The sequence below is a fragment of the Bradyrhizobium stylosanthis genome (assembly GCF_001641335.1).
GTDB lineage: Bacteria > Pseudomonadota > Alphaproteobacteria > Rhizobiales > Xanthobacteraceae > Bradyrhizobium > Bradyrhizobium stylosanthis.
Map to the genome: position 1 here is coordinate 524,365 of NZ_LVEM01000002.1, position 13,443 is coordinate 537,807.

The window sequence follows — 13,443 nt, forward strand, 5'->3', positions numbered from 1 at the left end:
CTCAGTGCGTCCCCGGGCGGTCGGCATAGGGATCGGGGATGCCGAGATGCGCGAGGATCTGCGTTTCCAACGCTTCCATCTCCTCGGCGTCGTCGTCGTTCTCGTGATCGTAGCCGATCAGATGCAGGAACCCGTGCACGGCGAGATGGCTCAAATGATGGTCGAACGGCTTGTGTTCCTCGTCCGCCTCGCGCCGCATCGTCTCGTAGGCGATCGCGATGTCGCCGAGCATGCGCGGCGCATCGCCTTCCTTCCATTCACCCTCCGGCTGGAGCGCGGGAAACGACAGCACGTTGGTCGGCTTGTCGATGCCGCGCCAGTTGCTGTTGAGGGTGCGGATGCCGGAATCATCGGTCAGCATCACGGCCACTTCGGCGTCGGCGACGTCCTCGTCGACGCTCTCGGCGGCGGCGGCGACGGCGCGCTGGATCACGGCTTCGGAATCAGGTTCGCGCTGCCAGCAATCGGCAACGACGAGGACCTCGGTCATGGGAAGGTTGGGGTGTGACATTGTCTTTGTTCGGAACGATCAGGCGCCGTGTCCGCGCCCGTATGGTCCGGTTGTTGTCCCGTCAGCGTTTATCCGTGGCCGGCCGCTGCGGCGAACCTTCATAGGCGGCGACGATCCGCGCCACGAGCTCGTGGCGGATCACGTCCTCGGCTTTGAAATGAACCTGGGCAATGCCTTCGACGCCGCCCAGGAGGCGCGTTGCCTCGGCAAGACCCGAGGTCTGGCCGTTCGGCAAATCGATCTGCGAGGGATCGCCCGTCACGATCATGCGGCTGTTCTCGCCCAGACGCGTCAGGAACATCTTCATCTGCATCGACGTGGTGTTCTGCGCTTCGTCCAGGATGATGGCGGCATTGGTCAGCGTGCGGCCGCGCATGAAGGCGAGCGGCGCGATCTCGATCTCTCCGGTCTGCAGCGCGCGCTCGACGATGCGCGCGTCCATGAGGTCGTAGAGCGCGTCGTAGATCGGGCGCAGATAAGGATCGACCTTCTCGCGGAGATCGCCGGGCAGGAAGCCGAGCCGCTCGCCGGCCTCCACCGCCGGACGCGACAGGATGATCTTGTCGACCTCCTTGCGCTCGAACAGCTGCGCGGCATGCGCCACGGCGAGCCAGGTCTTGCCGGTGCCGGCGGGTCCGATGCCGAACACCAGCTCGTGGCGCTTCAGCGCGCGGATATAGGAGTCCTGCGCGGCGGTGCGCGCACGTACCGGGCGCTTGCGCAAATTGATGCTGTCGAAGGTCGATTTCGCCGACTTGGCGTCGAACTCGAACAGCGATCCTTGCGCGATCACCGCGCGGATCGCGCCTTCGACCTCGCCCTGGTCGAGATCCTGGCCCTTCACGGCCTGTGCGTAGAGCATCTCCAGCACGCGGCGCGCGGCGTCGCAGCCGTCGCGCGTACCGCCGATGGTGATGTGGTTGCCCTTGGAATCGACGACGACGCCGAGCCGCCGCTCGATCTGCGCGAGGTGCTGGCCATAGGGGCCGACCAGCGCGGAAGCGGCACGGTTGTCGTCGAAATCGATGACGACCTGGGTCTCGGGCGGAACTTGCATGTCGCGGTCAAATTTGCGGCTGGGAGCGATAGAAGACGAATCCGATGCGCTTTTTGGCAAGGGTTCAGGCTCCGATGGCTTGCGATAAAGCGGGCTCGCGCGCAGTGCGCGGTGTCGCGAGCTCGCCGAGGAAACTGTAACGCTCGAGGCTGTCGATCCGCACGGGCAGGATCTGTCCGATGATGTCGGCCGAGGCCATGACGTGGGCGGGCTGGAGGAAGGCGGTGCGGCCGACGATCTGGCCGTCCTTGCGCGCCGGACGCTCGAACAGCACGTCGACCGTTGAGCCAATCGCAGCCTTGTTGAAGGCCGATTGCTGGCTGTCGATCAGTTCCTGGAGCCGCTCCAATCGCTGGTCCATCTCGGCGGGGGACACCGTCTCCTGCATATCCGCGGCCGGCGTTCCCGGCCGGGCGGAGTATTTGAACGAATAAGCCGCAGCGTAGCCGATTTGCGTGACAAGCGCGAGTGTGGCGAGAAAATCTTGCTCGCTCTCGCCGGGGAAGCCGACGATAAAATCCGATGAAAAAGCAATGTCTTGGCGAGCGGTACGGAAACGGTCGATGACACGCCGATAATCATCGGCGGTATGTTTCCGGTTCATGGCCGCCAGAATCCGGTCCGAGCCCGACTGCACCGGCAGGTGCACGAACGGCATCAGGGCCGCGAGATCGCGGTGGGCCGCAATCAAACTGTCATCGACATCGCGGGGATGGCTGGTCGAATAGCGCAGCCGCGCGATGCCGGGAATCGTCGCCAGATGCTCGAGCAGGCGGCCGAGCGGCCAGGTTTTTCCGTCCGGCCCCTCGCCATGATAGGCGTTGACGTTCTGCCCGATCAGCGTGAGCTCGCGCACGCCGTTGTCGGCAAGGCGCTTCACGTCGTCGACGATTTTCGCGACGGGGCGGGAAACTTCCGAACCGCGCGTGTACGGCACGACGCAGAACGTACAAAACTTGTCGCAGCCTTCCTGCACCGTGACGAACGCGGAAATGCCGCGCGCGCGGATCGCGTCGGGCTTGGGCTGGGCCAGAAAGCCGAATTTGTCGGCCGCGGGAAACTCGGTCTCGATCGCGCGGCCTTCGTCGCGCGCGCGTTTCAGAAGCTCGGGAAGGTGATGATAGCTCTGCGGTCCCACCACGACGTCGACGACGGGTGCGCGGCGCGTGATCTCGCCACCTTCGGCCTGTGCCACGCAGCCTGCGACGGCGATCTGCATCGCGCGACCCTCGCGCGCAGCCTCGTCCTTGGCGACACGCAGCCGTCCGAGCTCCGAATAGACCTTCTCGGAGGCCTTCTCGCGGATATGGCAGGTGTTGAGGATGACGAGGTCGGCCTCCTCGGCACTCGCCGTTTCGACGAATCCTTCCGGAGCCAGCGTGTCCACCATGCGCTGGGCATCGTAGACGTTCATCTGGCAGCCATATGATTTGATGTGCAGCTTGCGCGGCGGCGTCATGGAACCCGAAATGGCGGTGGAGGACGGCCCTCAAATATAGGCTGGAGGGCCGAAAATCCAGCGATTGCGGCCCCCTACGGTCATTCCGGGGCGACCGCAGAGCGATCGAACCGGGAATCCCGAGGTTTTGGGCGAGATTCCGGGCTTGATGCCGCGCATCGCCCGGGAATGACGGCCAGGGACTAGCCCGCCAGGGCCTCCGCCTCGACCCGCCGGACCAGCTCCGGGAGCTGATGCATGTCGGCAAAGGTCAGGTTGGCGCCGGCCTGACGCAGGGTCTCGGCATGGCCGTCCCCGCAATGGCTGCCGCCGCAGAAGCCGAACACGGTCATGCCCGCCGCCCGCGCGCCGGCGATGCCGGCGAGGCTGTCCTCGATGACGACGCAGCGCTCCGGCGGCACGCCCATCTGGTTCGCTGCGAACAGGAACAGGTCGGGCGCCGGCTTGCCGTTCTTCACCTGCGAGGATGAGAAGATGTTTGGCGCGAGGCGCTCATGGAGGCCGGTGCTCCCGAGACTCACCTGCATGCGCTGATGCGAACCGCTCGACGCGACGCAGACCGCTTGCGTCACCACATCGAGCACGTCGTGGATGCCGCGGATCGCTTCGAGGTCGGCCTCGAACGAGCGGAACAGCTCGTCCTGCAGATCACCGTGATAGGCCTCCGGCAGCGTGCGGCCGAGCTCGGTCTCGATCTCGAGATTGGCTTGTTTTGTCGAACGGCCGAGGAAGCGCCTCGACACCTGCTCCGAGGTGATCGGATAGCCGTGCCGGGTCAGAGCATTTGCATGCGCGCGACAGGAGATGACCTCGCTGTCCACGAGCACGCCGTCGCAATCGAAGATGATGAGATCGATGGGCACTAGGGCATGATCCGGAAAAGTGTGAAGCGGTTATCCCGCGCGGCAAGCGCGGAACGCGTTTGCGCGGAGATCATGCCGCTTAGGACGTCGGCTTGTCGTCGTCGAGCGGGACGCAATAGAGCTCGAGCCGGTGATCGACCAGCTTGTAGCCGAGCTTGCGGGCGATCTCCGCCTGCAGCTTCTCGATCTCCTCGGAGGTGAACTCGATCACCTTGCCGTCGCGCAGATTGATGAGATGATCGTGATGGCTGTCGCGCATCGTTTCGTAGCGCGCGCGGCCCTCGCGGAAATCATGGCGTTCGATGATACCGGCATCCTCGAACAGCTTGACGGTGCGATACACGGTCGAGATCGAGATCTTGTCGTCGACGGCGACGCAGCGCCGGTACAATTCCTCGACATCGGGATGATCGACCGCCTCCGCGAGCACGCGCGCGATGACGCGGCGCTGCTCAGTCATGCGCATGCCGGTTGCGGCACAGCGCGCCTCGATGCCGGACGCCTTGGATGCAGAAGAAGGTTTCAGTGCGGTCATGATCTGTCTGCCTGAGGGGCGCTTTCTGCCATCAATGTTACGACAAGTCACGCCGCATCAGAAGGGCGTTCAATTGTTCCCCGTTCGGCTGCTTATAGTAGCGTTCGCGGCGTCCGACCACCATGAATCCGGCCCGGTCGTACAGCCGCCGGGCCGGCTGGTTATTTTCCTCAACTTCGAGAAATATCGTGCGCACGCCGCGGCCTGCGAGATGGCCGAGATGGGTCATCAGCAGCGTGCGGGAGAGCCCGCGGCCGCGACTGGCCTGGTCGACCGCGATCGAGAGAATCTCCGCCTCGTCCGCGCCGATGCGCGATACCGCAAAGCCGATCGTCTTGCGGCCGAGGCGCAGCCGGTGCACGAGCGTGTTGCGCTCGCTCATCATGCTCTCGAACTCGCCTTCGCCCCAGCCGTGCGCGAAGGAGGCGCCGTGAAGTTGTGCCAGCCGCGCGGCATCGCGCGCCGACGCGGGCTCGACGGCGGCGGTGCCGCCGCGCCACCATTCCGACAACCATCCGATCATGAGCTTGCGGCTTGTGCGAACTGAGGAGCTGCGGCCGGCTTTGCGTCGGGCGCCTTCAGATAGAACGGCCGCGCCGGCGTCGTCTCGGGATCGGCCGCGGCGCCAAGCCAGGCGACCCAGCCGATGTCGGGCGCAGCTTGCGCGTCGACCGCGACCGGCTGCGGCGCATCCTTCGGCCATCGATCGGCGAGGATGCTGGCGGCATTGCCGACCAGATGCGGCGCACCGAATTGCGAGGCCGCGATCGCCTCGTCGATGGGCGCGACAGCGGGCCGCACCAGCGGGCTGCCGTCGCCTGCGACGATCTGGAAATAGACGTGATCGTGACGGGCATCGATCGCGGAAATCACCGGCGCCGGTTTGCTCTGGCCGACGACGGTGGCGGCATAGGCGGACAGCGTCGTCAGTCCGACCGCCGGCCGTTTCGCCGCGAGCGCAAGGCCGCGCGCCGCGGAAATGCCGACGCGCAGGCCGGTGAAGCTGCCGGGGCCGACCGTGACGGCGATGCGGTCGAGCGAGGTGAAGGCGAGATTGGCCGATTGCATCACGCGCGCGATCATCGGCATCAGCGCTTCGGCATGGCCGCGCTTCATGAGCTGCGACTCCTGGGCGAGGAGTTCGCCGGCGTCGGTGTCGAGCACGGCGGCCGCGCACGCCTCAAGTGCAGTGTCGATGGCAAGGATCAGCATCGAATCAGCTTAGTCGGTCGGGCCGCGGTCGAACCAGTGCAAGTTTGATTTCTCGACAGGCGCACGATCGGTCCCGTAATTCTACGTGGACGCGAAGTCGATAAAATTTTCGCGCCCCTTTTTCGAAGCAGATGCATGGATTTGCAACCTTAGAGATGTCTAAGTACTTGAAATAATGACATTTTAAGCAATCATTAGTGAGCCAATGACACGGTCGGGCGACAGGAGAGCGAGTCAATGGCGACTCGGACGGCGCATCGGCGGATCAAGCCGCGCCCGTTTCGGTCATTTGGAAGGATTCATTTATGTCTTTTTGGCGAAGCGGTTCTTCGGCAAAGGAGGCTTTGGCTCAGGTCATTGCGCTGGGCAAGTCGCAGGCGGTCATCGAATTCCATCTCGACGGCACCATCATCACGGCCAATCAGAATTTCCTGGACGCGGTGGGCTATCGGCTCGACGAGATCGCGGGCAAGCACCACAGCATGTTCGTGATGCGCGAGGAGCGGGACAGCGCGGCCTATCGCGAGTTCTGGGCGCGGCTCGGCCGCGGCGAATATCAATCCGCCGAGTACAAGCGGCTCGGCAAGGGCGGCCGCGAGATATGGATCCAGGCGTCCTACAACCCGATCATCGACGAGGCCGGCAAGCCGGTGAAGGTCGTCAAGTTCGCCACCGATATCACCGCGCGCAAGATCCGCAGCCTCGAGGACGCCGGCAAGATCCTTGCGATCGGCCGTGCCCAGGCGGTGATCGAGTTCGCTCTCGACGGCACCATCATCACCGCCAACGAGAATTTCCTGGCCACGCTCGGCTACCGGCTCGACGAGATCCAGGGCCGCCATCACAGCATGTTCACCGGACCCGGTGAGCGCGACAGCGCGGCCTATCGCGAATTCTGGGCGAAGCTCGCGCGCGGCGAATTCCAGTCCGGCGAGTACAAGCGCTTCGGCAAGGGCGGGAAGGAGATCTGGATCCTCGCCTCCTACAATCCGATCCTCGACGACGCCGGCAAGCCGTTCAAGGTGGTGAAGTTCGCCACCGACGTCAGCGCGCAGAAGCTGTCGAATGCGAATTTCGCAGGGCAGATCGAGGCCATCGGCAAGTCGCAGGCCGTGATCGAGTTCAGCATGGACGGGAAGGTTTTGACCGCCAACGAGAACTTCCTCGGCGCGCTCGGCTACACGCTGGCCGAGATCGTCGGCCGGCATCACAGCATGTTCGTCGGCGCGGAGGAGCGCGACAGCGAAGCCTATCGCGCCTTCTGGGCCAGGCTGAACGCCGGTGAATTCCAGTCCGGCGAATATCAGCGCGTCGGCAAGGGCGGCCGGCAGGTCTTCATCCAGGCGTCCTACAACCCGATCCGCGATCTCAACGGCAATCCGTTCAAGGTCGTGAAATACGCCTCCGACACCACCGACCAAGTGATCGCGCGCAAGCGCAGCGAGAAGGTGCGCGACATGATGGAATCCGTCGCCGCCGGCGCGGAGGAGCTCAACGCCTCGGTGCGCGAGATCGCGGAGGCGATGACGCGCTCGCGCGAGACCGCATCGACCGCGGTCGACCGGGTCGAGGCGGCCGACCAGCAGGCGCACCGGCTGACGCAGGCGGCGGAATCGATGAGCATGATCGTGCAGCTTATCGGCAGCATCACCGGCCAGATCAACCTGCTGGCGCTCAATGCCACCATCGAATCCGCGCGCGCCGGTGAGGCCGGCCGCGGCTTTGCCGTGGTCGCGTCCGAAGTGAAGAGCCTCGCCAATCAGGCCAAGCAGGCTGCCGACAGGATCGAGCAGGAGATCGGCAATCTGAGCGGTATCTCGGTCGACGTCGTCGCCGCGCTGGAGCAGATCAAGAGCGCGATCCAGGGCGTCAGCGAGTATGTCTCGTCAACGGCCGCCGCCGTCGAGGAGCAGAGCACGGTCACCAGCGAGATGTCGGCGAACATGCGCAAGGCCGCGGAAGAAGCGGCGAGCATCGGCCAGGCGGCGTAGAATTGATGATGTCATTCCGGGGCGACGCGTAGCATCGAACTCTGGTGCACAATTGCGCACCAGAGAATCTCGAGATTCCGGGTTCGGTCCTGACGGACCGCCCCGGAATGACGACTTCGTCGTCACATCGGCCGGACTTCGACCACGTCGGGCACGAAATGCTTCAGCAAATTCTGGATGCCGTGCTGGAGCGTTGCGGTCGATGACGGGCAGCCGGAGCAGGCGCCCTTCATGTTGAGATAGACGACGCCGTCCTTGAAGCCGCGGAAGGTGATGTCGCCGCCGTCATTGGCGACCGCCGGCCGCACGCGGGTCTCGATCAGGTCCTTGATCATATCGACCGTCTCGGCATCGGCCTCGTCGAAGAACTCGTCCTCGTCGTCGAGATCGACATCGCCCTGAGCCGCGCCGTCGGCGAGCAGCGGCGCGCCGGACATGTAGTGCTCCATGATGGCGCCGAGGATCGCGGGCTTGAGCTGCTGCCACTCACCGCTCGCCTTGGTCACGGTGATGAAATCCGATCCGTAGAACACGCCGGTGACGCCGGGCACGTCGAACAGCTTTTCGGCCAGCGGCGAGCGCACGGCCGATTCGCGGCTCGAAAATTCCATGGGGTTGCCGTCGGTCACGACGCGGCCGGGAATGAACTTCAGCGTGGCGGGATTGGGGGTCGCTTCGGTTTGAATGAACATGGTTTTCTCCAGACGTCGCCGGTTCAAGGCCGGCGCGTGCTCTCTTCCCTAGCAGATGGCGACGGCGAACGCACGATCAAGGGGGATCGAGGCTGTTTCGTTGTTATTTCAGCGGGTTAGGCGGCAAAAGGCCTTTGCGTCGTCATGGCCGGGCTTGTCCCGGCCATCCACGCCTTGCTCCGCGGAATCAAGAACGTGGATGCCCGGGACAAGCCCGGACATGACGGGCCCCTGAACTACGACAGCGAATCCACGCTCTGGTCGCTCAGCGCGCCCGAAATGACCGTCACCGGCACCGGGAACGTGCCGAGCGCATGCGAGAGCAGCGAGACCAGGGGGCCCGGACCTTCCGCGCCGGGACTGGCGGCGAGCACCAGCATGGCGATATCAGGGTCCTCGTCGATGACCGCGAGCAGCTGTTCCATGGCCGCACCTTCGCGGATCACTCGTTCCGGCGTGATCGCGGCGATGCCGTTGGCTCTCCCGGCGGCGCGGTCGAGCGCGGCTTCGGCGGCCTCATGTGCCTCGGCGCGCATGATCTCGGCGACACCAAGCCATTCCTGCGTTTGCTCCTCAGGCTCGATGATGCGCAGCATCACCACGCCGCCGCCGGCGCGGATCGCCCAGCGGCTGGCGTAATAGACCGCGCGATCCCATTCGGCGCTGTCGTCGACGATGACGAGGCATTTGGGCTTGTGACCCGGCTCGAAGCAAAGTCGCTTGCTGGTCATGCATGTCCCGGAATGTGCAAGACCGATATGCTGCCACGCCGCAGCCGCTTTCGACAAGCGGCGTCAATGACCGCGGTCAGGCCGATCGGTCCCAGGGGATCGGCGCGGGCGCCTTTGCGGCCGCAACACTCTCGGCGTCGCCGGGCTGCACCGCGATGATATGCCGGTATTCGAACGGAAGCTCGGTTCCGTGCCAGAATTCATCGTTCTCGGCGATCGAATGCGGCTGGTTGGCGAGCATGCCGACATAGCCATCCGGCGTGTGCTCGCGGATGATCACCCACATCCGTTCGACGGCCGGATGCTCGTCGCCCTCGACGGTGATCTCGAAGATCAACTTGGCGTAGTCGCCCACCCGGAGCATCTTGCGGAGGGCCAGGTCCGGAATCTGAAACGTTGCGGGCGCCTCGCGGTGCCGCTCCTCGCCATCGTTGAGGCGCCAGCCGTCTCTGTGAAGGTCCGGCGCTCTCATCGATGCGGTCTCTCTATCGGCGGCGGATGAACCCGACGATGTCCTTCGAGAGCTTCATGGTCTCGTCGGCGATGGCGCGGGCCCGGTCGGAACCCTCGTTCAGGATGGTGTCGATATGGCCGGGGTCGGCGACGAGGCGCTTCATCTCGCCGGCGATCGGCGCGAGCTTGGTCACGCACAGCTCGGCCAGCGCGTTCTTGAAGCTGGAGAACTGGCCGGCGCCGAATTCACGGAGCACGTCGGCCTTGGAGCGGCCGGAGAGCGCGGCGAAGATTCCGACGAGATTGTCGGCCTCGGGGCGCGCTTCCAGGCCCTTCTCTTCGGTCGGCAGCGGCTCCGGATCGGTCTTCGCCTTGCGGATCTTCTGCGCGATGGTGTCGGCATCGTCGGTGAGGTTGATGCGCGAATTGTCGGAGGCATCCGACTTCGACATCTTCTTGGTGCCGTCGCGCAGGCTCATCACGCGCGTCGCCGGGCCGGTGATCAGCGGTTCCGGCAGCGGGAAGAACAGGCCGTCATTGGCGCCCTGGGCGCGAATGGAATCGGCGAAGTCGTTGTTGAACTTCTGCGCGATGTCGCGCGAGAGCTCGAGATGCTGCTTCTGGTCCTCGCCGACCGGAACGTGGGTGGCGCGGTAGAGCAGGATGTCGGCGGCCATCAGCACGGGATAGTCGAACAGACCGACCGAGGCGTTCTCGCGGTCCTTGCCCGCCTTCTCCTTGAACTGGGTCATGCGGCCGAGCCAGCCCATGCGCGCGACGCAGTTGAAGATCCAGGCGAGCTCGGCGTGGCCCGAGACCTGGCTCTGGTTGAACACGATGTGCTTCTTCGGGTCGATGCCGCTGGCGATGAACGCCGCGGTGACCTCGCGGGTGTTGCGCGCGAGCTCGACCGGGCCGCCCCAGACGTCCACGCCCTGCGTGATCGCGTGCATGTCCACGACGCAATAGATGCAGTTGTGAGTTTCCTGCATCTTCACGAAGTTGACGATGGCGCCGAGATAGTTGCCGAGGTGCAGATTGCCCGTCGGCTGGACGCCCGAAAAAACCCGTTCAACGAATGGCATGGTCGGCCTTCCCATAGGTATTCGCCGTCGTTTCCAACAGCGGCGCTGCCCCGTCAAGGGTAATTCGCTGGTCCGGCCGGTTCAGGCGGGCCGCTTCAGGGCAGAAGCCGCCTCGCGCCACGAGGCCGCGCCGAGGATCTGGAGGAGCACGGCGTAGACGGCGATCCCCGCCCCGATCTGCAGGCCCAGCACGACGAAGCGGATCAGGCCATGCGCCTCTGACGGCACGAGACCGATGGTCAGCCAGAGCAGGGCGCCCATGGCCGCGGCGGCGAGCACGATCCGCGGCAGCCGCTTTCGCGCGGCGACGTCGACCGAGAAGCCGAACTCGCCGGTGCCCTTCCGGAGCAGGGAGAGCGCGCTGCTCCAGGCCCCGGCTGCGATGCTCGCGGCGATGCCGCTCGCGCCGTAGAAATGACCGAGCAGCACGGCGAGGGCGACCGCGACCAAAAAGCCTTTGGCCGTGGCGAGCAGCGGCGCCATGGTGTCGCCGCGGGCGAAGAAGGCCGGCGACAGTGCCTTGATCAGCACATGTGCCGGCAGCCCCAGCGCCAGCCACATCAGCGCACGGGCGGTCGCCGCGCTGTCGTCCGCGCCGAACGCGCCGTGCTCGAACAGCAGCCGCACGATCGGCTCGGCCAGCACGATCAGGCCGAGCGTCGCCGGCAGCGCGAGCCCGGTCGCAAGCTCCAGCGCGCGCGATTCCGCATGCGCCACCGCGTCACGGTCGCCGCTGGTGACGGCCCGCGTCAGCTCCGGCACCAGCACCGTGCCCATGGCGACGCCGACGATGCCGAGCGGCAGCTCGATCAGGCGGTTGGCGAAATAGAGCCACGAGACGGCCGATGGCGTCGCAGATGCGATGATCGCGCCCGCGACCATCAGCCATTGCGGGCCCGAGCTTGCGATCATGCCTGGAATCGCCTTGGCGAAGAAGCCGCGCATCTCCTTGTCGAAGCTTGCACGTAACGGCGTCGCCAGGTTAGCGCTCCGCTGCGACAGCAGCATCAGCAGTTGCAGCAGGCCGGCCACGCCGACGGTGGCCGCCAGCATCCACGCGGCAAAACCGGCATCGGCGTGCCAGACCAGCAGCATCGCAATTGCGGCGATCAGCGCGATGTTGAAGAGCAGCGGCGAGAATGCCGTCAGCGCAAAGCGCCCCTGCGCGTTGAGCAGTCCCATCAGCACCGTGACGGGGCCGGCGAAGGCGAGATAGGGCAGCATCAGCCGCGCATTCGCGACCGCGAGATCGAGCGTGCTGCTGCCGAGAAACCCGGGCGCGATCACCGTGATGATCAGCGGCATCGCCAGTGCGATGACGGCCGAGATCACGATCAGGGCCACGCTGACGGTGCCGAGTACCCGGCCCGCGAAGGCGGATGCGGCCGCTTCGCCGTCGCGGTCCCGGACGCGCAGCCAGGCCGGGATCAGCGCCGCATTGAGGGCCCCCTCGCTGAGCAGCCGCCGGACCACGTTGACGAGCTGGAACGCCGCCAGGAACGCGTCCGCCACCGCGCCGGTGCCGAGCAGGGCGGCGATCATGGAATCGCGCGCAAAGCCGAGGAGCCGCGAGGCCAGCGTTCCCGTCGAAACTGTCAGGAAGGAGCGGATCATCGGGTGGATATACCATAGCGTTTTCGAGCGAAGTGGCCTCCGGTTCGCGTGAAGAAAACGCGTCAAAAGACAACGCTCGTTGCTTGCCCGGGCAGGGCCGGTCGTGATAGGCCGCGAGCCAGATTTCAGGCCGACAGGAAGCGGATTTCTCCGGCAATCGCAATCCGCCAAACAGGATCAAGGTGAATGGCTGACGTGAAATATGACGTTCTCGGCATCGGCAACGCGCTGTTCGACGTGCTGGTCAGGACCGACGAGGCCTTTCTGGCCAAGCACGGCATGACCAAGGGCAGCATGTCCCTGATCGACGAGGCCCGGGCCGCCGCCATCTACAAGGACATGGGCCCGGCCACGGAAGTCTCGGGGGGATCCGCCGCCAACACCATCGTCGGCATCGGCAGCCTGGGGGCCCGCGCGGCCTATGTCGGCAAGGTCAAGGACGATCAGATCGGCAAGCTCTATGTCCACGACATCCGCGCAGCCGGCGTCGCCTTCAACACGCCCGCCGCCAAGGACGGTCCCGCCACCGGCTGTTCCTATATCCTGGTCACCGGCGACGGTGAGCGCACCATGAACACCTATCTCGGCGCCGCGCAGGATCTGTCGCCCGCCGACATCGACCCGGCCGAGATCGCCTCCGCCGGCATCGTCTATCTCGAGGGCTATCTCTGGGATCCCAAGAACGCCAAGGACGCCTTCGTCAAGGCGGCCACGATCGCCCATGAGGCCAAGCGCAAGGTGGCGCTGACGCTGTCGGATTCCTTCTGCGTCGACCGCTACCGCGACGAGTTTCTGGGTCTGATGCGGAACGGCACCGTGGACATCGTGTTCGCCAACGAGTCCGAGCTGCATTCGCTCTACATGACCTCGGACTTCGACACCGCGCTGAAGCAGCTGCGCAACGACGTCAAGCTCGGCGTCGTCACCCGCAGCGAGAAGGGCTGCGTGGTGGTGACCCCGACCGACGCCGTCGCGGCGCCGGCCTCGCCGATCGCGAAACTGGTGGACACCACCGGCGCCGGCGATCTGTTCGCCGCAGGCTTCCTCTACGGTCTTGCGCGCAATCTCGCGCACAAGCAGTGCGGCGAGCTCGGCGCGCTCGCGGCCGCCGAAGTGATCCAGCACATCGGCGCGCGTCCGCAGGTCTCGCTGAAGGAGCTGGCCCAGCAGCGCGGGCTGACGGTTTAAGGAAAACTCTCTCCCCGTCATTGCGAGGAGCGCAGCGACGAAGCAATCCAGA

Annotated in this window: 14 protein-coding genes; 2 read left to right on the plus strand and 12 right to left on the minus strand. The window is 65.3% G+C overall.

The genetic code is table 11. The features are described 5' to 3' along the window. Position 1: 1 nt before the first annotated feature. The 7 genes from ybeY to tsaB form a co-directional block, all read right to left on the minus strand. Positions 2-490: an rRNA maturation RNase YbeY gene (gene ybeY, locus A7X65_RS14480; RefSeq protein ID WP_430643006.1), complete on the minus strand. Its 489-nt coding sequence runs from the start codon at positions 488-490 to the stop codon at positions 2-4. A gap of 82 nt (positions 491-572) precedes the next feature. Then, the gene (locus A7X65_RS14485) at positions 573-1,568 is read right to left on the minus strand and encodes a PhoH family protein (protein ID WP_063685820.1); all 996 of its coding nucleotides are present in this window, start codon (positions 1,566-1,568) and stop codon (positions 573-575) included. Positions 1,569-1,632: 64 nt separating this feature from the next. Then, positions 1,633-3,027 (minus strand): tRNA (N6-isopentenyl adenosine(37)-C2)-methylthiotransferase MiaB, encoded by a 1,395-nt coding sequence (gene miaB / locus A7X65_RS14490; protein WP_063685822.1) that lies wholly within the window; start codon positions 3,025-3,027, stop codon positions 1,633-1,635. A gap of 182 nt (positions 3,028-3,209) precedes the next feature. Further along, the gene (locus A7X65_RS14495; RefSeq protein ID WP_063685824.1) at positions 3,210-3,890 is read right to left on the minus strand and encodes an HAD family hydrolase; all 681 of its coding nucleotides are present in this window, start codon (positions 3,888-3,890) and stop codon (positions 3,210-3,212) included. A gap of 79 nt (positions 3,891-3,969) precedes the next feature. After that, complete coding sequence (locus A7X65_RS14500; protein ID WP_011083619.1) at positions 3,970-4,425, minus strand: Fur family transcriptional regulator; 456 nt, start codon at positions 4,423-4,425, stop codon at positions 3,970-3,972. A 37-nt stretch (positions 4,426-4,462) separates the two neighbouring features. Next, entirely contained in the window at positions 4,463-4,948 is a 486-nt protein-coding gene (gene rimI, locus A7X65_RS14505) for a ribosomal protein S18-alanine N-acetyltransferase (protein WP_063685826.1), read from the minus strand. Next, positions 4,945-5,637 (minus strand): tRNA (adenosine(37)-N6)-threonylcarbamoyltransferase complex dimerization subunit type 1 TsaB, encoded by a 693-nt coding sequence (gene tsaB / locus A7X65_RS14510; RefSeq protein ID WP_063685828.1) that lies wholly within the window; start codon positions 5,635-5,637, stop codon positions 4,945-4,947. The genes rimI and tsaB overlap by 4 nt, the downstream gene beginning before the upstream one ends. A gap of 305 nt (positions 5,638-5,942) precedes the next feature. Here tsaB and A7X65_RS14515 point away from each other — a divergent pair, with 305 nt between their 5' ends. Continuing rightward, positions 5,943-7,628, plus strand: coding sequence for a methyl-accepting chemotaxis protein (locus tag A7X65_RS14515; protein ID WP_063685830.1), 1,686 nt, complete (start codon positions 5,943-5,945; stop codon positions 7,626-7,628). Positions 7,629-7,750: 122 nt separating this feature from the next. On the opposite strand, the gene A7X65_RS14520 is transcribed toward A7X65_RS14515, so the two are convergent. From A7X65_RS14520 to murJ, 5 genes are all read right to left on the minus strand, one after another. Continuing rightward, positions 7,751-8,320 (minus strand): NifU family protein, encoded by a 570-nt coding sequence (locus tag A7X65_RS14520; protein WP_063685832.1) that lies wholly within the window; start codon positions 8,318-8,320, stop codon positions 7,751-7,753. 236 nt (positions 8,321-8,556) lie between these two features. Next, complete coding sequence (locus A7X65_RS14525) at positions 8,557-9,051, minus strand: universal stress protein (protein ID WP_063685834.1); 495 nt, start codon at positions 9,049-9,051, stop codon at positions 8,557-8,559. Positions 9,052-9,127: 76 nt separating this feature from the next. After that, positions 9,128-9,523: a hypothetical protein gene (locus A7X65_RS14530; protein WP_063685836.1), complete on the minus strand. Its 396-nt coding sequence runs from the start codon at positions 9,521-9,523 to the stop codon at positions 9,128-9,130. Between the two features lie 13 nt (positions 9,524-9,536). Further along, a complete protein-coding gene (gene trpS, locus A7X65_RS14535; RefSeq protein WP_063687695.1) occupies positions 9,537-10,589 on the minus strand; it encodes a tryptophan--tRNA ligase in 1,053 nt (350 codons plus the stop codon). An 81-nt stretch (positions 10,590-10,670) separates the two neighbouring features. Beyond that, the gene (gene murJ / locus A7X65_RS14540; protein WP_063685837.1) at positions 10,671-12,203 is read right to left on the minus strand and encodes a murein biosynthesis integral membrane protein MurJ; all 1,533 of its coding nucleotides are present in this window, start codon (positions 12,201-12,203) and stop codon (positions 10,671-10,673) included. Between the two features lie 186 nt (positions 12,204-12,389). Between murJ and A7X65_RS14545 the strand changes: the two genes are divergently transcribed. Further along, positions 12,390-13,391, plus strand: coding sequence for an adenosine kinase (locus tag A7X65_RS14545; protein WP_063685839.1), 1,002 nt, complete (start codon positions 12,390-12,392; stop codon positions 13,389-13,391). Positions 13,392-13,443: the final 52 nt, after the last annotated feature.

What these genes read in the sequence shown, in the direction of transcription:
- ybeY (WP_430643006.1), bottom strand. Translation starts at nt 490, where the DNA reads ATGACCGAGGTCCTCGTCGTTGCCGATTGCTGGCAGCGCGAACCTGAT.
- A7X65_RS14485 (WP_063685820.1), bottom strand. Translation starts at nt 1,568, where the DNA reads ATGCAAGTTCCGCCCGAGACCCAGGTCGTCATCGATTTCGACGACAAC.
- miaB (WP_063685822.1), bottom strand. Translation starts at nt 3,027, where the DNA reads ATGACGCCGCCGCGCAAGCTGCACATCAAATCATATGGCTGCCAGATG.
- A7X65_RS14500 (WP_011083619.1), bottom strand. Translation starts at nt 4,425, where the DNA reads ATGACCGCACTGAAACCTTCTTCTGCATCCAAGGCGTCCGGCATCGAG.
- rimI (WP_063685826.1), bottom strand. Translation starts at nt 4,948, where the DNA reads ATGATCGGATGGTTGTCGGAATGGTGGCGCGGCGGCACCGCCGCCGTC.
- tsaB (WP_063685828.1), bottom strand. Translation starts at nt 5,637, where the DNA reads ATGCTGATCCTTGCCATCGACACTGCACTTGAGGCGTGCGCGGCCGCC.
- A7X65_RS14515 (WP_063685830.1), top strand. Translation starts at nt 5,943, where the DNA reads ATGTCTTTTTGGCGAAGCGGTTCTTCGGCAAAGGAGGCTTTGGCTCAG.
- A7X65_RS14520 (WP_063685832.1), bottom strand. Translation starts at nt 8,320, where the DNA reads ATGTTCATTCAAACCGAAGCGACCCCCAATCCCGCCACGCTGAAGTTC.
- A7X65_RS14525 (WP_063685834.1), bottom strand. Translation starts at nt 9,051, where the DNA reads ATGACCAGCAAGCGACTTTGCTTCGAGCCGGGTCACAAGCCCAAATGC.
- A7X65_RS14530 (WP_063685836.1), bottom strand. Translation starts at nt 9,523, where the DNA reads ATGAGAGCGCCGGACCTTCACAGAGACGGCTGGCGCCTCAACGATGGC.
- trpS (WP_063687695.1), bottom strand. Translation starts at nt 10,589, where the DNA reads ATGCCATTCGTTGAACGGGTTTTTTCGGGCGTCCAGCCGACGGGCAAT.
- murJ (WP_063685837.1), bottom strand. Translation starts at nt 12,203, where the DNA reads ATGATCCGCTCCTTCCTGACAGTTTCGACGGGAACGCTGGCCTCGCGG.
- A7X65_RS14545 (WP_063685839.1), top strand. Translation starts at nt 12,390, where the DNA reads ATGGCTGACGTGAAATATGACGTTCTCGGCATCGGCAACGCGCTGTTC.